Raw genomic sequence first — 18,012 nt, forward strand, 5'->3', positions numbered from 1 at the left:
GCGCGCAACGCTGCGTCAACGGCTTCGCACCTCGGTCGATCGGTGCCCGCGCCGTCACCCAGTCACCATCCCGCGCTCGCCTTGGTCTTAGGCCACCTGATGCGGGAGCATCCGGGGGAAACGCTGGGCGATGCCATCGCCGGTGAATTGTGCCACCCAGCCGTCCTTGTTGGTGAACAGCCGGATCGCCACGAAGTAGGGCGACTCGCTCATGTCGAACCAGTGACGGGTGCCGTCGGGCACGCCGATCAGGTCACCCTGTTCGCACAATATGTCGTAGACCTTGCCGGCAATATGCAAGGTGAACTGACCGGAGCCCGCGACGAAGAAGCGGACTTCGTCCTCGCTGTGCGTATGTTCGCTGAGGAATTTCTGGCGCAGCGCGGCACGCTCGGGATGGTCCGGTGCAAGGCTGATCACGTCGACCGCCTGATAGCCTTTTTCGTCCTTCAGACGTTGGATGTCGTCGTGGTAGGCGGCGATCACTTCATCCTGGCTGGCGCCCGGTGCAATCGGCTGGCTGGCCGCCCACTGCTCGAAGCGCACGCCGACCTTGCCCAGCTCATGGGCGATGGCGGCATGATCGTGATAAACGGCCAGTGGTGTCTGTGATTGTGTCTCGTCGAAGATGCGCAGGCGGCTCATGATGCCCTCAATGTTTTCAGATCCAGCTCACAGCCAAGCAGGAACTCCAGCGCTTCCAGATGGCGATGGGTTTCGGCCATGTCGCGACCCCAGGTATAGATGCCGTGGCCGTCGATCAGGTACGCGTGCAGCGGCTTGCCCGCGTCGAGCCAGGCGTCGACCCGGGCGACCAGCTCGGGCATGTGCTGGGTGTTCGGGAACACCGGGATCTCCAGCACGCTGTCGTGGGTGGTATAGCCGGAGATCGCCTTCTGCAGTTCCCAGCCCTGCAGGCGAATGACACCGTCGCCGGCGAACAGTCGCGAAGCCACGCTTTGCGTGCGCGAGTGGGTGTGCAGTACCGCCCACATATCCGGCCAACGCCGATATATCTGGGTGTGCAGGGCGGTTTCGGCACTGGGTCGGGCATCGGTGCCGACGCCATGGCCGTGCATGTCGATCAGCATGATGTCGTCGCGGCCGAGCCGGCCCTTGTGGCGGCCGGAGATGGTGATCGCGGCGTGATCCGCGTCGATCCGCATCGAGAAGTTGCTGCTGGTGGCGGGCGTCCAGCCGAGGGCGGCCAGTTCGCGCGCGGTGTCCGCGATGGCGTCAGCACAGGACTCGAACAGGCTGGCAGGGATCGTGGCAGGCAGGCTTTGGCTCATGATGTTTGGACGTCCAAATGAGCCTCAACTATACCATGTGGCGGGTCGCCACCCAGCCGGAATGAGATTCATTCTCGCAAGTCAGGAACGATTTCACCGGCGGGCGTACTATCGCGCTGATACAGCGCAAGTGCGCTGGCGTGGATCACCATCATCAACGGAGATTTGCCCATGTCGAACGAAAAAGATATCGAGTCACGCCGTCGCTTCCTCAAGGTGGCAGCCGGCACTACGGTGATCGCTGCAGTCATGGGTGGTCTTCCGCGTTTCGCGCGGGCTGCCGATCTGCCGCCGGTGACGGATGCCGATCCGACCGCCAAGGCGCTGGGCTATGTGGACGACGCAAGCAAGACCACTGACCCGAAGCACAAAGCCGGTAATTCATGCTCAAACTGCCAGTTTTATTCCGGCGGCCCCACTGGTCGCGGACCGTGCCAATTGTTCCCGGGCAAGTCGGTGAGTGCGAATGGCTGGTGCGTATCGCACACGCCGAAGACGGCATGATCACCGCCTGATTGCGTCCATCACCTGACTGCTCGAAGGCCGACATCTTGTCGGCCTTCTTGTTTGCGCGAGACGCGCATGCGTGTTGCACGCTATGCGTGTGGTCAATTTGCGGGAGAGAAGATAGCGGTGCGCGAGGGAGTCGCGGGTGCGAAGAAGTGCTTCGCTAAAAGTGCTGCTCGACGCGCCAAGTTGAGGAGCTGACCTTGACCTGACGCGCCGAGCGGCGATCCGGGGCCCACTGCCAAGTGATCAACCCGCGGACTGAAGATGATACTCCCGCCGCGGGAGAATGGGCGGTCAGGCCCCAAATTTCTATCGAAAAATTCTCGTTAAATCTTTTAAAAACAATAACTTGAGCGATTATTGTCGATCAATATCAGAAAAACGACCTGTTGAAGTGGCTTCCGCCTGATCGGCGAATATCGGTCATTTTCGCGAGTGTTTGGCGTCATTAGATACAAATGGCGCCTTTTCGGCTCATTCAGCCGGAGATGCGTTCCGCAGCAGGCTGTGCCGGCGGCCGTAGCCGAAATAGATCGCCATGCCGATCACCGTCCAGATGCCAAGCATCAACCACTGGTACCAGTTTTCCCAATACAGCAAACCCAGGCAGCTGAGCACGCCCAGTACGCAGGTGACCGGCGCCCACGGCACGCGGAACGTGCGTGGCAGGTCGGGTTGGGTACGACGCAGGATCAGCACGCCGGCGCAGACCGCGACGAACGCAATCAGCGTGCCCATCGAAACAAGATCGCCGAGCACATCGAGCGGAAACACGGCCGCCAGCGCCGCGATGCCGATACCGGTGATGACAGTGTTGATGTGCGGGGTGCGATAGCGCGGGTGGATTCGGGAGAACACCTTTGGCAGCATGCCGTCGCGACTCATGATCATGAAGATGCGCGGTTGCGCAATGATCATCACCAGGATCACCGACGACAGGCCAATCAGCGCGCCGACTTCGACCAGCCAGCGCAGCCAGCCAAGTTCCGGATGCGCCCTGACCGCCGTTACCACCGGCTCGGCCGTGCCGAGCTGGTCGAAGGGAAGCAGTCCGGTAATCACCGCGGCGATGCCAATATACAAAACAGTACAAATCGCCAGCGAGGTCAGCGTGGCGATCGGCAGGTCGCGCTGTGGATTCTTGGCTTCCTGTGCCGCGGTCGAAGTGGCCTCGAAGCCGATATAAGCGAAGAACACCAGCGTTGCTGCCCGCATGATGCCGGACCAGCCGTACTTTTCCGGACCCTGGTTCGTGGGAATGAAGGGATGCCAGTAGCTCGGGTTCACGTAGTGCCAGCCGGCGACGATCACGATCACGATCAGGCTGACCTTGAGGATCACCATCGCGAGATTCGCGCCGCTGGATTCCCGGATGCCGACGTAGCACAGCCAGGTCAGTGCGAGCACGATCGCGACCGCGGGCAGATTGAACAGCGCGCCCGTCGTCACGAGGTGGCCGTCCATGTAGGCGAGCGGCGCATTCGTCAGTACGGTGGGCAAATGGATGCCGATGTGATCGAGCAGGCTGACAAAATAGCCGGTCCAGCTGACCGCGACCGCCGACGCCGATACGCCGTATTCCAGCACCATGTTCCAGCCGATAAACCACGCGACCAGTTCGCCCAGGGTGGCGTACGCGTAGGAATACGAACTGCCCGACATCGGGATCAGTGTGGCGAATTCGGCGTAGCAGAGGGCAGTGAAACTGCAGCAAATGGCGGCGATAACGAAAGCGAGGATGATCGCCGGTCCCGCGTGCTCAGCAGCAGCCTGGCCTGTGATTACGAAGATGCCGCCGCCGATCACGGCGCCGATGCCCAGGGCAGTGAGGCCCCAGGGACCCAGCGTTCGCTTCAGGGCTGGACCGTCACGGTCCTCGGCATTCGAAAAATCGGTCTTGCGCGAGAGTAACTGCTTGAGCATGGGCATTCCGGATATGACACCGGCACGGTATCACCGTGCCGGTTGATGGGTCATTCAATGAACAGCGACTTCAGCTGGGTTCGGTGCCGTTGGCCAGGTGGCTCTTGCGGTAACCGTAAAGAAAATAGAAGACAAGGCCGATGGCTGCCCAGATAACGAAGACCAGCTTTGCAGTCAGGCTGAGGTTCACGAATAGCAAGAGGCAGCCAAGCACGGCCAGTGGGCAAACCACCCATGCCATGGGTGTGCGGAACGGGCGCGGGCGGTTCGGCTGTTGCTTGCGCAGAATCAGCACGCCCAAAGACACCATGGCAAACGCCAGCAAGGTGCCCGAATTGGACGTGTCGGCGAGTTTTCCGACCGGGAATAGCGCGGAACAGAATGCGACAACAAGGCCGGTCGCCATCGTAATGATGTGCGGCGTATGAAAGCGCTTGTGCACAGTCGAGAGCACGCCCGGCAGGAGGCCGTCGCGCGACATGGTGAAGAAGATACGCGTCTGTCCAAACATCATCATCAGGATGACTGACGGCAAAGCGAGGATGGCGGCGATGCCGATCCAGTCTCCCATTTTCGACCAGCCGAGCACCCGCAGCACATGAGCCAGCGGCTCCTTGCTGCAGACGAGCGCCTGAGAATGTGCGCAGGCCGCGGCCATTTCCGGGCCGCCCGGGTCAAGTGGCATGCCATTCGATCCGAGGATCGGCTGTGCGCCGACCGAGCCCGCTGCGCCATATCCCACCAGCAGATAGAAGATCGTGCAGATCGTCAGCGATCCGATCAGTGCGATCGGAATATTGCGGTTCGGATTCTTCGTTTCTTCGGCTGCGGTGGATACAGCGTCGAAACCGACATAAGCGAAAAAGATCGAAGCCGCCGCGCCAAGCACGCCTACGCCGCCGAGTGGGCTACCCCAGCCGCCGGGCAGAAACGGGTGGAAGTTCGCGGTCTTCGCGGCTGGCACGGCGATCGCAACAAAAGCCGTCAACGCGATGATCTTGATACTGACCAGCACGGCATTGACGCGTGCACTCTTTGAGGTGCCGATCACCAGTAATACGGTCACCAGCAGGGCGATGATGAAAGCCAGCAGATTGAACGATCCACCGGCATAGAGTCCCGTGCGCAGGTACTCCGGTAACGCAAACGCACCACCCAGGAAATTGCTTTGCGCCAGCAAGCCGTTCATGTAACCGGACCAGCCAACGCAGACGACCGCCGCGCCGATACCGTACTCAAGGCCGAGGGCCCATCCGACGATCCAGGCGACGAACTCCCCCAGCACGCCGTAAGTGTAGGTGTAGGCCGAGCCAGACACGGGGACCATCGCCGCAAGTTCGGCATAGGCGAGCGCGGCCAACCCACAGACGGTGGCCGCGATGACGAAGGCGATCATCATGCCGGGTCCGGCTTTTTGGCCAGCTTCAGCAGTCAGGACGAAAATGCCGGTGCCAATAACAGCACCGATACCTAGCAGGGTCAGTTGAAAGGCACCGAGCTGGCGTTTCAGCCCCTTTTTTTCCGCTGTTGCTAGGATCTGCTCGATCGGCTTGACGCGTTTGAAAAGCATGTAAGACCCCCTTGAAGGCAAATACGGCGCCCGATCTGGGCCACGATGAACGTGGCATGCCGGGCTGACGTGACGGGTAACCATAACGGAGCGGAAGAAGGGGGACAAGCTGCGCCGCAGCTATCATGACCATCCCTCGAAGTGTCCTTTGCCCATGCCCTCAGATTTTTCGCAGATGCACGCCCGCCTGGATGCGTACGCGTTGCGCTGGCCCGATGAGGCCACGTCTGCCTTGACTTTCAGCGAGTTTCTTCGATCCGATTCGGCGGTTTTCGAGCGTCGCTTCCCGGCCGGTCATTTCACCGGTTCGGCATGGCTGGTTAGCGCCGACGGCGCGCGCGTGCTGCTGATGCATCACCGCAAACTGGGGTTATGGCTGCAGCCGGGCGGCCATGCCGACGGCGATCCCGATCTGGCGCGGGTGGCGTTGCGCGAGGCGCAGGAGGAGACCGGGGTGATCGATCTGCGAGTTGAAGGTGGCATCTTCGATCTGGACAGGCACTGCATTCCAGGTCGCGCAAACGAGCCGGAACACTGGCATTACGACGTGCGTTATGTCGTGCGGGCTGATTCGGACGAAAGCTTCACGATCAATGAGGAATCCCATGCCTTGGCGTGGCGATCGGTGGCCGAAGTGGCCGTCGACGAGACTCTCGATGCGTCGCTGCGGCGAATGGCGCGCAAGTGGCTGGCGCGCACTTAGTATTGGAGCCTCGCGCCGCGGCCGGGCAGGTCGTGTGCGCGAAATCCTTTATGAGAGCAGCCTTTGTGGGAGCGACTTCAGTCGCGATGCTCTGGGTTGGCTTTGCTATTTGGCAAGCTTGTTTAAGAGCTCTAAGAGCGTTTCGCCCTCCGCAAAAGGACGAAACGCTCTTGGGCTTTAAAACAGCAAGCCAAAGCCAGAGCATCGCGACTGAAGTCGCTCCCACAGGAGCCATCGTGCACAGGGTTCGCTCTTACAGGTATTTCGCTGGTGCGGGGTTGAGGTGTCCGCATTCATCGCAGGTGCGCGCTTCGTGCGAGCCGTAGAAACGTTCGAACACAGGCGGGAAATCGTGCTCGATGCTGTCGAGCGTGAAATATTCCTCATACAACTTGTGATTGCAGCGCTCGCAGAACCACAGCAAGCCATCTTTCTCACCATTGACGCGGCGACGCTCGATCACCAGGCCGATCGAAGCGGGCATGCGTTGTGGCGAATGGGGTACCCGCGGCGGCAGGTAGAAGATCTCGCCAGCGCGGATAGGGATGTCGCGTGCATGGCCATCGTCCTGCACCTTCAGCACCATCTCGCCTTCGAGTTGGTAGAAAAATTCCGGGCCTTCGTCGTGGTGGTAGTCGGTGCGCGCGTTGGGGCCCCCGACAATCATGATGATGAAGTCGCCGTCGACGATGCATTTGTTGCCGACGGGCGGCTTCAGCAGGTGACGATGTTCGTCGATCCAGCGTTGGAGGTCGAGCGGCGGTAGCAGGGCCATGCGAGGTTATCCATGAAGTGGTCTGGACACCATAACGCTGCCGTTGCCACAAAAAAAGCCGCCCCGGCGAGGGAACCGGGGCGGCGGGTAGTTCAGGTGTTGACGCGCCGTTACGGCATCAGGACCTTGTCGATGACGAAGATCACACCATTGGACTGCATGACGTTGGCGATCGTGATGTGGGCGACGTTGCCCTTGTCATCGGTGACTGCCCAACGGTTGGCGTCCTTGGTGACGGTGATCGAATCGCCTTCGACGGTCTTCAGCGATGCGGTGCCGCCGCCGGCCGCGACGGCCTTGGCCAGATCATCGGAAGTCATGCGACCCGGCACGACGTGGTAGGTGAGAATCTTGGTCAGTGCGGCCTTGTTCTCGGGCTTCAACAGGTTATCGACGGTGCCGGCCGGCAGCGCGGCAAAGGCCTCGTTGGTCGGTGCGAACACAGTGAACGGGCCGGGGCCGGACAGCGTGTCGACCAGGCCAGCAGCCTTAACCGCGGCAACGAGGGTGGTGTGATCTTTCGAGTTGACCGCGTTCTGGATGATGTTCTTCGACGGGTACATCGCTGCGCCGCCGACCATCACGGTTTTGTCCATGCTCATCGAATCGGCCATGACCGTCGGCACGACGGCTACTGTGGCCAATGCCAGTGACAGGCCCATCGCGAGGGTTCGCATGTGCTGATTGATTTTCATCGGGTTCTCCAGAGTCTTTCCGCTTCGCGGATTGGAAGCGTGTGAAGATACGGCGCAAACACGAGATCGGATGCAGAGTGCGAAAAGGTGCTGCGGGGACAACTCGAACAGGTACCCGGCCGTCATTCCTGCGAAGGCAGGAATGACGAGCAATGTTCGCAGGAGCGACAAGCAGCGGCGGATCAGACCTCCAGCGTCGCCAGGTCGCCTTTCTCTTCCAGCCAGGCCTTGCGATCGCCGGCGCGCTTTTTGGCCAGCAGCATGTCCATCAGCTTGGCGGTGCCGTCGTCGTCGCCGATCGTCAGCTGCACCAGTCGGCGGGTATCCGGATGAATGGTCGATTCGCGCAGCTGCGGCGGGTTCATCTCGCCCAGGCCTTTGAAGCGGGTGGTGCTGACAGCGCCCTTCATCTTCTCGCGTTCGATCCGCTGCAGCATGGCTTCCTTCTCGCTTTCGTCCAGGCAATAGAACACCTGCTTGCCGACGTCGACGCGAAATAGCGGCGGCATCGCCACGAACACGTGGCCTTCGCTCACCAGCGTCGGAAAATGGCGCAGGAACAAAGCTGCCAACAACGTGGCGATGTGCAGGCCGTCCGAATCGGCATCGGCGAGAATGATCACCTTGCCATAGCGCAGGCCGGACAGATCGTCCTTGCCTGGATCACAACCGATCGCGATGGCGAGGTTGTGCACTTCTTCGGACGCCAGCACCGAGCCGGATTCGACTTCCCAGGTATTCAGGATCTTGCCGCGCAACGGCAGGATCGCCTGGAACTCCTTGTCGCGGGCCTGTTTTGCGCTGCCGCCGGCGGAGTCGCCCTCGACCAGGAATAGTTCGGTGCGGGAGAGGTCGGTGGCGGTGCAGTCGGCCAGCTTGCCGGGCAGTGCGGGGCCCTGGGTGATCTTTTTGCGGATGACCTGCTTGGCGGCTTTCAGACGTGCACTGGCGCGCTCGATCGCGAGCTGGGCAATGCGCTCGCCCAGTTCCACATGCTGGTTGAGCCACAAGCTGAAGGCATCGTGGATGACGTTCTCGACCATGCCGGCGGTCTGTCGCGACGACAGTCGCTCCTTGGTCTGCCCAGCGAACTGCGGATCCTGCAGCCGGGTCGACAGCACGAACGAGAGCCGCTCCCACACATCTTCCGGTGCGAGCTTCACGCCGCGCGGCAGCAGGTTGCGAATGTCGCAGAACTCGCGCACCGCTGTGGTCAGGCCGGTGCGCAGGCCATTGACGTGGGTGCCGCCCTGCGCGGTGGGGATCAGGTTGACGTAGCTTTCCTGCACCAGCTCGCCTTCCGGCAACCACGCCAGCGCCACTTCCATACCTTCGACATCGCGCGCCATGTGATGCACGAACAATTCGTTCGGCAAGGCTTCGGCGCCGTCGAGTTCGTCGCGCAGGTAATCGCGCAGGCCATCCTCGTAGTACCACTCGCTGACTTCGCCGGTGGCAGCGTCGGTGAGCTTTACGCTCAGGCTAGCGCATAGCACCGCTTTGGCGCGCAGCAGGTGCTTGAGCTTGGACAGCGAGATTTTCGGCGAATCGAAATACTTCGCTTCCGGCCAGAAACGCAGAGTGGTGCCAGTGCGCCTTTTCGGTGCCGTACCGATGATCTCCAGCGGGCTGACCTTGTCGCCGTGTTCGAACGCCATGCGGTATTCGGAGCCGTCGCGACGAATGGTCACTTCAACCCGGTCGGACAAGGCATTGACCACCGAGACGCCGACACCATGCAGGCCGCCGGAGAAGTTGTAGTTCTTGCCGCTGAATTTTCCGCCGGCATGCAGCCGCGTCATGATCAGCTCGACGCCGGAAACGCCTTCCTCCGGGTGAATGTCCACCGGCATGCCGCGACCGTCGTCGGTAACTTCCACCGAACCGTCGGCGTGCAAAACCACGTCGATGGACTTGGCGTGGCCGGCCAGCGCCTCATCCACCGAGTTGTCGACCACTTCCTGCACCAGATGATTCGGGCGGGAGGTGTCGGTATACATGCCGGGGCGGCGTTTGACCGGGTCCAGGCCAGAGAGGACTTCAATGTCGGCGGCGTTGTAGCGACTGCTCATGCGTGTGTTTCGGGTGGGTCAAGACAGCGAAGCATGGGGCGCGCGGGCGGCGATGGTCAAGCGAACCCCGGCTGGCCTAGCGATAACCCTGCGCTTGCAGTGAGAACAGGTGCGCATAGTGGCCATCGAGGGTCATCAGCTGCTCGTGGCTGCCGCGCTCTACGATGCGCCCGTCCTGGATGACGATGATCTGGTCAGCCATGCGCACGGTGGAAAACCGGTGCGAAATGAGGATCGCGATGCGGTTGCCGGCCAGATCGCGAAAATGCTCGAAGATATTTGCCTCCGCTTCGGCATCCATCGCCGCCGTAGGCTCATCCAGCACCAGGATATCTGCCTGCGAACGCATGAAGGCACGCGCCAGCGCGATCTTCTGCCATTGCCCGCCAGACAACTCGCGTCCTTCGCGGAACCACTTGCCGAGCTGCGTGTTGAAGCCGGACGGCAGGCCTTCGATGAAATCGCTGGCCATGCCCTTGTCGCTCGCTTCGCGCCAGCGCGCCTCATCCTCGAAATGGCGCACATCGCCGGCGCCCACGTTTTCGCCGACACGCATCTGGTAACGCGCAAAATCCTGGAAGATCACGCCGATGCGTTGCAGCAGGGTGCTTTCGTCCCAGTCGCGCAAGTCGGTGCCATCGAGCAGGATGCGGCCGGAGTCCGGCGAGTACAGGCGCGTCAGCAGCTTGATCAGCGTGGTTTTGCCTGAGCCATTCTGGCCGACCAATGCCAGCGATTCGCCGGGGCGGATGTGCAGGTTGATGTCGTGCAGCGCCGGTTCGCTGGCACCGGGATAGGTGAAGCTGACCTGCTCGAAACGAATGCCGTCGTTGGGCTTCGCGCCGCGCTGGGAAGTGCCTGGCGACGGTGGCACCGGCGTTTCCAGATATTCGTACAGGGTCGACAGATAGAGGTTGTCCTCGTACATGCCGCCGATCGCCGACAGCATTGCCGATACCGCCGATTGACCTTGCCGGAACAGCGCCAGGTACATGGTCATCTGACCGAGCGTGATGCGGCCGATCACCGTGGTCATGGCGATCCACGCATAGGCGGCGTAAAGCGTGATTGTGCCCAGCAGGCCGAGCCCGAAGCCCCAGCTTTCGCGACGGACTGTCAGGTCGCGGTCTTCGCTGTAGAGCTTGTCGAAAATATCGCGGTAGCGATCCAGCAGCAGCGGTCCGAGCCCGAACAGCTTGACCTCTTTGGCATGGTCTTCCCGCGCCAGCACGGTTTCCAGGTACAGCTGCATGCGTGTTTCCGGCGAACGCCAGCGGAACAGCCGGAACGCGTCGCCGGAAAACTTCGTTTCGGACAGGAACGACGGCAACCCGGCCAGCAACAACACGGCCACGGCCCAAGGCGAAAAATGAAACAGCAACGTGCCGTAGCTGATCAGCGAAATCGCGTTCTGGCCCAAGCCGAACGTGCGTGTGACCAGTGACAACGGCCGGGTCGACGCCTCGCGCCGGGCGCGGGTGAGCTTGTCGTAGAACTCCGAGTCCTCGAAGTGCGCCAGCTCCAGCGTCAACGCCTTCTCCAGGATCATCACGTTGACGCGTTGACCCAGCTGCGCACGCAGCAGCGACTGGCACAACGACAGCCCACGCTGCGCGCCGGCCAGCGCCGCCAGCAGGATGCCTTCCAGCGCCACCCACTTGAACACTGGCGCCAGCGGGGCATGCCCGCTGGCTGCCCACAGGCGACTCGCCGTCACCACCGCATCGACGATATGCGCACCGATGTACGCCACCCCGGCCGGCAACAGACCCGCAACGAGGGTCAACAGCGCCAGCGCGACCGTCAGCCGCCGACTGGTGCTCCAGACCAACTCCAGCGCCCGCCCGCTGTACCGGAACACACCGAGAAAGCTGCGTGTGAGGTCGGTGGATTCGGTGGGTGATGGGCTGGGATTGGGTGACACTTGGAAGGTATCGGCGTGGAGACGCGGCATGCGCGGAAGTCCCGAGATGGGGCCTATGGCGCGCCGCGCAAGCCGTTACGTGGGTTGCCTGGTGAGGCGACGCTCTGCTCCCTCTCCCTTTTGGGGAGAGGGGTGGGGTGAGGGGCGGGTGCTCGCGGGACACTGCCGCGTTGGATTTTTCTGCTCTTGTGGGAGCGACTTCAGTCGCGATGCTCTGGCTTTGCTGCTTTGCTGCTTTGCTGCCTTGCTGCTTTGCTGCTTGGCTCTTGAGCTTTGAAGCAGGACGAAAACAACAGGGCTAGAGCATCGCGACTGAAGTCGCTCCCACAAGAGCAACAGCAATTTCCCGCGAGCACTCTGCCGAAACTCTCCGCCCGACTAGTGCAGTTGCACGTCGACGACGTGCTGCTCGTCCTGGTACAGCGCAGGAAACTGCTGCTTTAGGTGGGTGACCTTGGGCGCATCGTTGTAGAGGATGTAGAGGTCGTCCGGATGCAGGCTCGCGTAGTGCTGGTGGTAAGCCTCGGCCGGATAGAACGCCTGCAGCGGCACCAGCTGGGTCACGATCGGCGCGGAGAAAGACTTGGCCGCCGTCAGTTGCGCGATGTAGGCGGTCGCGATCTTTTTCTGTTCGTCGCTGCCGTAGAAGATCACCGAGCGATATTGCGTGCCGCTGTCCGGACCTTGCCGGTTGAGTTCGGTCGGGTCGAGCGCGACGGAGAAAAATACCTGCAGCAACTGGCCGTAGCTGATCTGCGCGGGATCGAACTGCACCTTAACCGACTCCGCATGGCCGGTGTCGCCGTCACTGACCTGGTCGTAGTGAGCTGTGCTGGCGCCGCCGCCGGAGTAGCCGGCGACCACGTTCTTCACGCCCTTGACGTGCTCGAACACCGAGGCGACGCCCCAGAAACAACCTCCTGCCAGCACGGCGACTTGCTCGCCCTGGGCAGTCTTCGACGCGTCCACGGTCGGCGCGGGAAGCGCCGCATTGCTGGCGGCAGAGACCGGTTGACACGCGGTCAGCCCGGCCAGCATCAGCAGGGAAGCCAGGGAAATGGCATGAAAAGCAGTGCGACGAATCATGGGTTGCCTCGCTAGCAATAGTGTTGCTTCAGATCGACATCAGGCCCGTATAACTACGTTGGAGCGCCCACCGTGGATGCAAGAGCGGTGAGATCCGGATGAGCTTGCGTCCTGGGCGGGGGTATGCGCCGGATACTGATGTTTCGCTGGACGGGCCGTGTCGGTTACCTGCGGGAGTCGTCGATGGAAAAACAGGCCGGGTATTATCATCGGCGCGGGTTTCCAGGGGTCTCCAGCATGCGCGATTCGATCGATCTTGGCGGATATCTCCGGCGCATCGGCTTGCTATCCGCCGAGTCGCCCGATCTGCAGACCTTGCGGGCGCTGGTCGCCGCCCACGCGGCGACTATTCCATTCGAGAACCTGAATCCCTTTCTCGGCCTTCCAGTGGATCTGGAGCTTGCTGCCGTGGAACGCAAACTCGTTCAGGATGGGCGTGGTGGCTATTGCTTCGAGCAGAATCTGCTGCTGGGCGAGGCGTTGCGCGCGATCGGCTTCGAGGTGACGAATCTGGCGGCCCGGGTGCTATGGAACCAACCGGCGGATGCGATCACCGCGCGCAGCCACATGTTGCTGCGGGTGGAGCTGGAAGATCGCAGCTGGTTGGTCGATGTCGGGTTTGGCGGCATGACCTTGACCGGTGTACTGCAACTTGAGCAGCGGTTGGAACAGGTCACACCGCATGAGCCATTCCGCCTGCTCGAATGTGACGGTGACTGGTATATGCAAGCTCGGCTGCCGGCGGGATGGAAGACGCTATACCGTTTCGATCTGCAGCAGCAGTATCCGATCGATTACCTGGCAAGCAACTATTTTCTCTCGACCCATCCCGATTCACACTTCGTCACTGGCCTGACGGCAGCCCGTGCGGAGCCGGGTCGCCGGCTGGCACTGCGCAATCGTGAATTTGCGTTGCACACAGCCAACGGCGAAACCACGCGGCGCATGCTGCGTAGCGCGACCGAGATTCGCGAGGTGCTGGAAAACGATTTCCTGATCCGGCTGCCGCCGCATCCGGAACTTGACCGGCGACTAGACAGCCTGCCGGCTGTAGAAGCCGATGCAACGCTTTGACGAGAGGCGGCCTGACGAGCGCAACTGCCTCAATCGGAATCGGAATCGGCTGAACCGGAGTCGGCCAGGACATGGATTTCCACGTCATCGAGGGTGACTACCTGGCCAGCGTGGATCTTGCATGTCTTGCGCAACTCGATGACGCCGTCGACAGCCACTGCTCCAGTGGCGACGATGGCCTTGCCAGCGCCGCCGCTGTCGCACAAGCCGGTGAGCTTGATCAGCATGTTGAGTTCGACGTAGTCGCCTTCCAGTTCAAATTCGATGGTTTGCATGGCAGTCCGGGATTTTGGGGTTGCACAGGGTGACACGGTTTCAGGTGGAGGCGTCGCTGTTTTCGAGCGTGACATCGGGCAGCGCAAGAAATGCGAACCAGGGGACTTCATGGTCGCAGCCGAACGTTGCCGCGTCGTCGAGTATGCCAATCAGAATGTCGAAGTCCGCCTCGGCGGCGCGGCGCAGTTCGTCGACGTGCTCGAACAGCATCACGTAACCCCATGCAGGCATCCAGCGGAGATCGCGAAGGCAGTCGGCCAAGGCATCCCAGTTGTGGCCAAACGAGGCGGGCAGCTCAAACGACACGGCTAGCCGTTGCAGCAGCTCGTCCTTGTCTTGGCATCCACTCAGGTCCGTGCGGCACACGCGCAGTTCGTCGCGTCGGGCGGACGCGGCCAGGCGATCAAGATCGGCGGCAGCGACGAAATACACGCCGCTCTGTGTTGGCCGGGTCAGATCCGGATCGAAGCGGTGTGCGCTCACTGGGTTACCTTGAAGCTGCGAAAACTGCGGTAGTGATCATCGGTGTAGTAATAGATTTCCGGCGGCGTGCCACCGGTGATGATGCGCCGTGTGCCGCGGTTGTCGGCGCCCGGCGTCTCCACCGTGTACTCGTGATAGTAGCTACGCGGCTGCACGGGTAGCCGATGTTCGTAGTTGCCAAACACTACGCCGTCCTGGTTATGCGGAAACGGGCCACCACGAGCGATCAAGTCCAGTGTCGTGTGGGCTTGCGGCGGTAGGAATGCGGGCAGCGAGCGGGTGGCTGCCGCCGTTTGGGGAGCTTGGCTGGCCGTCGGCGCCTGCCGTTGCCAGAGGACTACAGCACACACCAGCGCGGCAAGGAGGATCAACGGCTTGAGCGAGCGCATGCGGAGTGCCGGCGGGAGAATGAGCGGTGAGTTTAGTACGGCCGCAGGTGTCGATTGATGCTGCGTGACATGCTGGTTTGATTGCGGGAAGCTGGGCAGACCCCATCCACCCATCGCAGGAGCTTGCCATGATCGGCTACGTGACCCTGGGCACCAACGACATGCCGCGCGCGGCGACGTTTTACGATGCCTTGCTGGAGGGCATTGGGGCCAAGCGACTGATGGAAACCGAACGCTACATTTTTTGGGGCGTCTCGATGCAACTGCCCAGCCTTGCCCTGGTCAAGCCATTCGATGGCTTGCCGGCCACGATCGGCAATGGCGACATGGTGGCGCTGGTGGTGGATGGGCGTGACAAGGTCGATCGCCTGCACGCGAAGGCGCTCTTGCTGGGCGGCACGGACGAGGGCGCGCCGGGTGACCGGGGCGGCGGGTTTTATGCGGGTTATTTCCGCGATCTCGAAGGTCACAAGTTCAACGTGTTCTGCACCGGCTGAGACGTTTGGCTCCCGATAACTGCACGATGTCTGTGCGCAGGATCAGCGGGTGCCGTCGATACGTGACTGCAGCGCGATCGCCGCGGCTGGATTGCGATGCTTGGCGCTGCTGATGAAGAACACGAAGACGTCGCGTGGCTGACTCTCTGGCTGTAGCGCGGCAGCGTGCGGCAGTTCACCAGGGTCATTCCCGGCGGCCCAGCTTTCAGCATGTTTGGCCCAGCGATTCAATTCGGCCGGTGCATAGCCGGTCGGTATGTCATCCGCACTGCGCATGAGCCGTGCATAGGTGAAATCACCGGTGAGATCGGCCAGCGATGGGTAGTCGGGCGAATCGGTGAATACGGTCGGCACGGCATGGCGGCGCGCGAGCTTCACATAGTCCTCGCACATGAAACTGGGATGGCGAACCTCCAGTACATGCCGCAAGCGATGCCCATTCAGTTCTCGCGGCAGGTGTTCAAGAAACGCCGCCAGATCGTCTGCATCGAACGGCCGTGATGGCGGCAATTGCCACAGGATCGGTCCCAGCCGATCGCCCATTTCGGCCAGACCGCCATGCACGAATCCGCTGACGCCTTTTTCGGTGTCGGCCAGACGTTTGCTCTCGGTGACATAGCGCGGCGCCTTCAGCGAAAAGATGAAGCCGGGCGGAGTCTCGGCTGCCCAGCGCGCATAGGTCGCTGCTTTCTGGGCGCCGTAGTACGTGCCGTTGATTTCGATGGTGCGCAGCTCGCGACTGGCATATTCCAGCTCGCGTCGCTGGACCAGGCCCACCGGATAGAAGTTTCTGCGCCAGGGGGCGTAGTTCCAGCCGCCGATGCCGACGCGAATCTGTGTGCTTTCATCGGCTTGGGCCGGGATGGAAAACAAGTCGGTAGCGGCAGGATTCATGGGCATGGTGTATCGCATAAATGTTGTCTCATGTTAGCTGTGCGCCGTGTAGTTGCAGTGATCTGGGTTGAATGTGAGGCGGCCCGGGCGGGCAATCCGTGGGCGGCCCGTGACCTGTGGCGCTGGTCTGGCGCCCGCAAGCCGCGATAGTCTCCGCGGAGCGGTTACGCGATTTTCATCCACGGAGCTCCAGATGTCCCAGCGATTCTTGTCCCCGCGTCTGGCGGGTTGTTGTGCGTTGCTTGTCGTGGCTTCCAGCGCATGGGCACAGGCGCCAGTCACCGACCCTTCGACGCTGCCAGCGCAGTTGCAGGACTTCGGTAGCTATGTCGACAGCGCACGCAAGACGTTCGATGTGCCGGGCATCGCGGTGGCGATCGTGAAGGACGGCAAGGTGGTGATGGAGCAGGGATTCGGCCTGCGCGAAATCGGCAAGCCGGATCAGGTCGATGCGCACACGCTGTTCGCGATTGCTTCGAATACCAAGGCGTTCACCGCCGCGGCGCTGCAGCAGCTGGCCGAGCAGGGCAAGCTGAAGATGGACGATAGGGTGATCGATCACTTGCCGTGGTTTCGCATGTCCGATCCGTACGTCACCAACGAGATGCGTATCCGCGATCTGCTGGCGCATCGCAGTGGCCTGAGTCTCGGCGCCGGCGACCTGTTGTACTGGCCGCCGACTTCGTACAGCACCAGGGACGTGGTCGAACGGCTGCGCAACGTGCCGATCAAGAACAGCTTCCGCAGCAACTACGCCTACGACAACATCTTGTTCGCGGTGGCCACACTGGTGATCGAGCAGGCCTCCGGACAAAGCTACGCCGACTATGTGCGCGAGCATATTTTCAAGCCGGTCGGCATGGACGAGTCGCTGATCGACAAGACTGGGCTGAAGCCGGGCATGGACGTGGCGATGGGGCACGCCGAATTCAATTTCAAGGATCTCAAACCGGTACCACCGATGGCCTGGCTCAACGATCCGGGAGCCGGCGGTATCTACGCCAGCGTGCACGATCTGTCGAAGTGGATGAACGTGCAGCTGGCCGGCGGCGTGCTGCCAACCAACGGCACGGATGGCAAGCCGGCGCGGCTGTTCTCTGAAGACAGTCAGCAGCAGATGTGGTCGATGCTGACCCCGATTGCCATCGCCAAACCGCCCATTTCGGAACTGGCGCCGCTGGAACCTCATTTCTACGGTTACGGGGAAGGCTGGTTCCTGTCCGACTATCGTGGTCAGCGGCTGGTCTGGCATACCGGTGGCTGGCCGGGCATGGTTTCGCGGGTAACCCTGGTGCCGGAGCTGCACCTGGGCGTGGTGGTGCTGACCAACCAGGAGTCCGGTGCCGCGTTCAACGCCGTGACCTATCGCGTGCTCGATGCGTACCTGAATCCTGCGCACAAGACCGATTGGGTTGCCGTGTATGACAAGGCCGTAAAGAAGGCCAAAACCAACGCCGACGACAGCTTCGCCAAGCATACGGCGGCACGTGACGCGAACAGCAAGCCCTCGCTGCCGCTGGCGAAGTACGCCGGCACCTACCGCGATCCCTGGTATGGCGATGTCATCGTCAGCCACGAGAACGGCAAGCTGCGCCTGCGCTTCTCCAAGACCGCACAGCTGATCGGCAGCATGACGCCATGGCAGCACGACAGCTTCATCGTACACTGGGACGACCGTGCGTTGAATGCCGATGCATTCGTCAACTTCGTGCTCGATCCCGATGGCGTCATCCGCGAGGTGCGCATGCAGCCGGTATCGCCGCTCACCGATTTCAGTTTCGATTTTCAGGATCTGCGCCTGGCGCCACTGGCTGGCGACAAGTCCGAACTACAGAAAGATTGATCTAGT

At 61.7% G+C, this 18,012-nt stretch carries 18 protein-coding genes; 5 read left to right on the plus strand and 13 right to left on the minus strand.

The window, feature by feature from the left end; translation table 11 throughout:
* Positions 1 to 87 precede the first annotated feature (87 nt).
* Together HDE77_RS05275 and HDE77_RS05280 are read right to left on the minus strand one after the other, a co-directional pair.
* Positions 88 to 645 carry an acireductone dioxygenase gene (locus tag HDE77_RS05275; protein ID WP_184416122.1) on the minus strand — a complete coding sequence of 186 codons (558 nt, stop codon included), beginning with the start codon at positions 643 to 645 and terminating at the stop codon, positions 88 to 90.
* The gene (locus tag HDE77_RS05280; protein ID WP_184416123.1) at positions 642 to 1,292 is read right to left on the minus strand and encodes a methylthioribulose 1-phosphate dehydratase; all 651 of its coding nucleotides are present in this window, start codon (positions 1,290 to 1,292) and stop codon (positions 642 to 644) included. The genes HDE77_RS05275 and HDE77_RS05280 overlap by 4 nt, the downstream gene beginning before the upstream one ends.
* A gap of 171 nt (positions 1,293 to 1,463) precedes the next feature.
* Here HDE77_RS05280 and HDE77_RS05285 point away from each other — a divergent pair, with 171 nt between their 5' ends.
* The gene (locus HDE77_RS05285; RefSeq protein WP_184416124.1) at positions 1,464 to 1,796 is read left to right on the plus strand and encodes a high-potential iron-sulfur protein; all 333 of its coding nucleotides are present in this window, start codon (positions 1,464 to 1,466) and stop codon (positions 1,794 to 1,796) included.
* Positions 1,797 to 2,276: 480 nt separating this feature from the next.
* Here the strand turns inward: HDE77_RS05285 and HDE77_RS05290 are convergent, their stop codons facing one another.
* On the minus strand, positions 2,277 to 3,725 hold the full coding sequence (locus tag HDE77_RS05290; RefSeq protein WP_184416125.1) for an amino acid permease: 1,449 nt from the start codon (positions 3,723 to 3,725) through the stop codon (positions 2,277 to 2,279).
* Positions 3,726 to 3,795: 70 nt separating this feature from the next.
* Entirely contained in the window at positions 3,796 to 5,403 is a 1,608-nt protein-coding gene (locus tag HDE77_RS05295) for an amino acid permease (RefSeq protein ID WP_255482557.1), read from the minus strand.
* A 67-nt stretch (positions 5,404 to 5,470) separates the two neighbouring features.
* On the opposite strand from HDE77_RS05295, the gene HDE77_RS05300 reads away from it, so the two are divergent.
* Positions 5,471 to 5,998 (plus strand): NUDIX hydrolase, encoded by a 528-nt coding sequence (locus tag HDE77_RS05300; RefSeq protein ID WP_255482558.1) that lies wholly within the window; start codon positions 5,471 to 5,473, stop codon positions 5,996 to 5,998.
* Positions 5,999 to 6,251: 253 nt separating this feature from the next.
* On the opposite strand, the gene HDE77_RS05305 is transcribed toward HDE77_RS05300, so the two are convergent.
* The 5 genes from HDE77_RS05305 to msrA form a co-directional block, all read right to left on the minus strand.
* A complete protein-coding gene (locus HDE77_RS05305) occupies positions 6,252 to 6,773 on the minus strand; it encodes a 3-hydroxyanthranilate 3,4-dioxygenase (RefSeq protein WP_184416127.1) in 522 nt (173 codons plus the stop codon).
* A 110-nt stretch (positions 6,774 to 6,883) separates the two neighbouring features.
* The gene (locus HDE77_RS05310) at positions 6,884 to 7,450 is read right to left on the minus strand and encodes a fasciclin domain-containing protein (protein ID WP_221444146.1); all 567 of its coding nucleotides are present in this window, start codon (positions 7,448 to 7,450) and stop codon (positions 6,884 to 6,886) included.
* 200 nt (positions 7,451 to 7,650) lie between these two features.
* The gene (parE, locus tag HDE77_RS05315; RefSeq protein WP_184416129.1) at positions 7,651 to 9,540 is read right to left on the minus strand and encodes a DNA topoisomerase IV subunit B; all 1,890 of its coding nucleotides are present in this window, start codon (positions 9,538 to 9,540) and stop codon (positions 7,651 to 7,653) included.
* A gap of 76 nt (positions 9,541 to 9,616) precedes the next feature.
* Positions 9,617 to 11,494, minus strand: coding sequence for an ABC transporter ATP-binding protein (locus tag HDE77_RS05320; RefSeq protein ID WP_184416130.1), 1,878 nt, complete (start codon positions 11,492 to 11,494; stop codon positions 9,617 to 9,619).
* A 348-nt stretch (positions 11,495 to 11,842) separates the two neighbouring features.
* Positions 11,843 to 12,550: a peptide-methionine (S)-S-oxide reductase MsrA gene (gene msrA, locus HDE77_RS05325; RefSeq protein WP_184416131.1), complete on the minus strand. Its 708-nt coding sequence runs from the start codon at positions 12,548 to 12,550 to the stop codon at positions 11,843 to 11,845.
* Between the two features lie 237 nt (positions 12,551 to 12,787).
* On the opposite strand from msrA, the gene HDE77_RS05330 reads away from it, so the two are divergent.
* Positions 12,788 to 13,624 carry an arylamine N-acetyltransferase gene (locus HDE77_RS05330; protein ID WP_184416132.1) on the plus strand — a complete coding sequence of 279 codons (837 nt, stop codon included), beginning with the start codon at positions 12,788 to 12,790 and terminating at the stop codon, positions 13,622 to 13,624.
* 29 nt (positions 13,625 to 13,653) lie between these two features.
* Here HDE77_RS05330 and HDE77_RS05335 read toward each other — a convergent pair whose 3' ends face one another.
* The 3 genes from HDE77_RS05335 to HDE77_RS05345 are packed head-to-tail and all read right to left on the minus strand — an operon-like array spanning position 13,654 to position 14,772.
* Positions 13,654 to 13,899 carry an RNA-binding S4 domain-containing protein gene (locus HDE77_RS05335; RefSeq protein ID WP_184416133.1) on the minus strand — a complete coding sequence of 82 codons (246 nt, stop codon included), beginning with the start codon at positions 13,897 to 13,899 and terminating at the stop codon, positions 13,654 to 13,656.
* 40 nt (positions 13,900 to 13,939) lie between these two features.
* Positions 13,940 to 14,383, minus strand: coding sequence for a barstar family protein (locus HDE77_RS05340; RefSeq protein WP_184416134.1), 444 nt, complete (start codon positions 14,381 to 14,383; stop codon positions 13,940 to 13,942).
* Positions 14,380 to 14,772, minus strand: a complete 393-nt coding sequence (locus tag HDE77_RS05345) for a ribonuclease domain-containing protein (RefSeq protein ID WP_184416135.1) — start codon at positions 14,770 to 14,772, stop codon at positions 14,380 to 14,382. Before HDE77_RS05345 ends, HDE77_RS05340 begins: the two co-directional genes overlap by 4 nt.
* Positions 14,773 to 14,900: 128 nt before the next feature.
* Between HDE77_RS05345 and HDE77_RS05350 the strand changes: the two genes are divergently transcribed.
* A complete protein-coding gene (locus HDE77_RS05350; protein ID WP_184416136.1) occupies positions 14,901 to 15,269 on the plus strand; it encodes a VOC family protein in 369 nt (122 codons plus the stop codon).
* Between the two features lie 42 nt (positions 15,270 to 15,311).
* Here HDE77_RS05350 and HDE77_RS05355 read toward each other — a convergent pair whose 3' ends face one another.
* Entirely contained in the window at positions 15,312 to 16,163 is an 852-nt protein-coding gene (locus HDE77_RS05355) for a DUF72 domain-containing protein (RefSeq protein WP_184416347.1), read from the minus strand.
* A 193-nt stretch (positions 16,164 to 16,356) separates the two neighbouring features.
* Here HDE77_RS05355 and HDE77_RS05360 point away from each other — a divergent pair, with 193 nt between their 5' ends.
* A complete protein-coding gene (locus HDE77_RS05360) occupies positions 16,357 to 18,006 on the plus strand; it encodes a serine hydrolase (protein WP_184416137.1) in 1,650 nt (549 codons plus the stop codon).
* Positions 18,007 to 18,012 lie beyond the last annotated feature (6 nt).

Source organism: Rhodanobacter sp. MP7CTX1 (assembly GCF_014205795.1).
In the GTDB taxonomy this organism is placed as follows: Bacteria; Pseudomonadota; Gammaproteobacteria; order Xanthomonadales; family Rhodanobacteraceae; genus Rhodanobacter.

Excerpts from the sequence above, each read along its gene's own strand:
- HDE77_RS05355 (WP_184416347.1), bottom strand. The coding sequence starts at position 16,163 with ATGAATCCTGCCGCTACCGACTTGTTTTCCATCCCGGCCCAAGCCGAT.
- HDE77_RS05345 (WP_184416135.1), bottom strand. The coding sequence starts at position 14,772 with ATGCGCTCGCTCAAGCCGTTGATCCTCCTTGCCGCGCTGGTGTGTGCT.
- HDE77_RS05290 (WP_184416125.1), bottom strand. The coding sequence starts at position 3,725 with ATGCTCAAGCAGTTACTCTCGCGCAAGACCGATTTTTCGAATGCCGAG.
- HDE77_RS05360 (WP_184416137.1), top strand. The coding sequence starts at position 16,357 with ATGTCCCAGCGATTCTTGTCCCCGCGTCTGGCGGGTTGTTGTGCGTTG.
- HDE77_RS05285 (WP_184416124.1), top strand. The coding sequence starts at position 1,464 with ATGTCGAACGAAAAAGATATCGAGTCACGCCGTCGCTTCCTCAAGGTG.
- HDE77_RS05335 (WP_184416133.1), bottom strand. The coding sequence starts at position 13,899 with ATGCAAACCATCGAATTTGAACTGGAAGGCGACTACGTCGAACTCAAC.
- HDE77_RS05280 (WP_184416123.1), bottom strand. The coding sequence starts at position 1,292 with ATGAGCCAAAGCCTGCCTGCCACGATCCCTGCCAGCCTGTTCGAGTCC.
- HDE77_RS05275 (WP_184416122.1), bottom strand. The coding sequence starts at position 645 with ATGAGCCGCCTGCGCATCTTCGACGAGACACAATCACAGACACCACTG.
- HDE77_RS05310 (WP_221444146.1), bottom strand. The coding sequence starts at position 7,450 with ATGCGAACCCTCGCGATGGGCCTGTCACTGGCATTGGCCACAGTAGCC.
- HDE77_RS05305 (WP_184416127.1), bottom strand. The coding sequence starts at position 6,773 with ATGGCCCTGCTACCGCCGCTCGACCTCCAACGCTGGATCGACGAACAT.
- HDE77_RS05300 (WP_255482558.1), top strand. The coding sequence starts at position 5,471 with ATGCACGCCCGCCTGGATGCGTACGCGTTGCGCTGGCCCGATGAGGCC.
- HDE77_RS05320 (WP_184416130.1), bottom strand. The coding sequence starts at position 11,494 with ATGCCGCGTCTCCACGCCGATACCTTCCAAGTGTCACCCAATCCCAGC.
- msrA (WP_184416131.1), bottom strand. The coding sequence starts at position 12,550 with ATGATTCGTCGCACTGCTTTTCATGCCATTTCCCTGGCTTCCCTGCTG.
- parE (WP_184416129.1), bottom strand. The coding sequence starts at position 9,540 with ATGAGCAGTCGCTACAACGCCGCCGACATTGAAGTCCTCTCTGGCCTG.
- HDE77_RS05350 (WP_184416136.1), top strand. The coding sequence starts at position 14,901 with ATGATCGGCTACGTGACCCTGGGCACCAACGACATGCCGCGCGCGGCG.
- HDE77_RS05330 (WP_184416132.1), top strand. The coding sequence starts at position 12,788 with ATGCGCGATTCGATCGATCTTGGCGGATATCTCCGGCGCATCGGCTTG.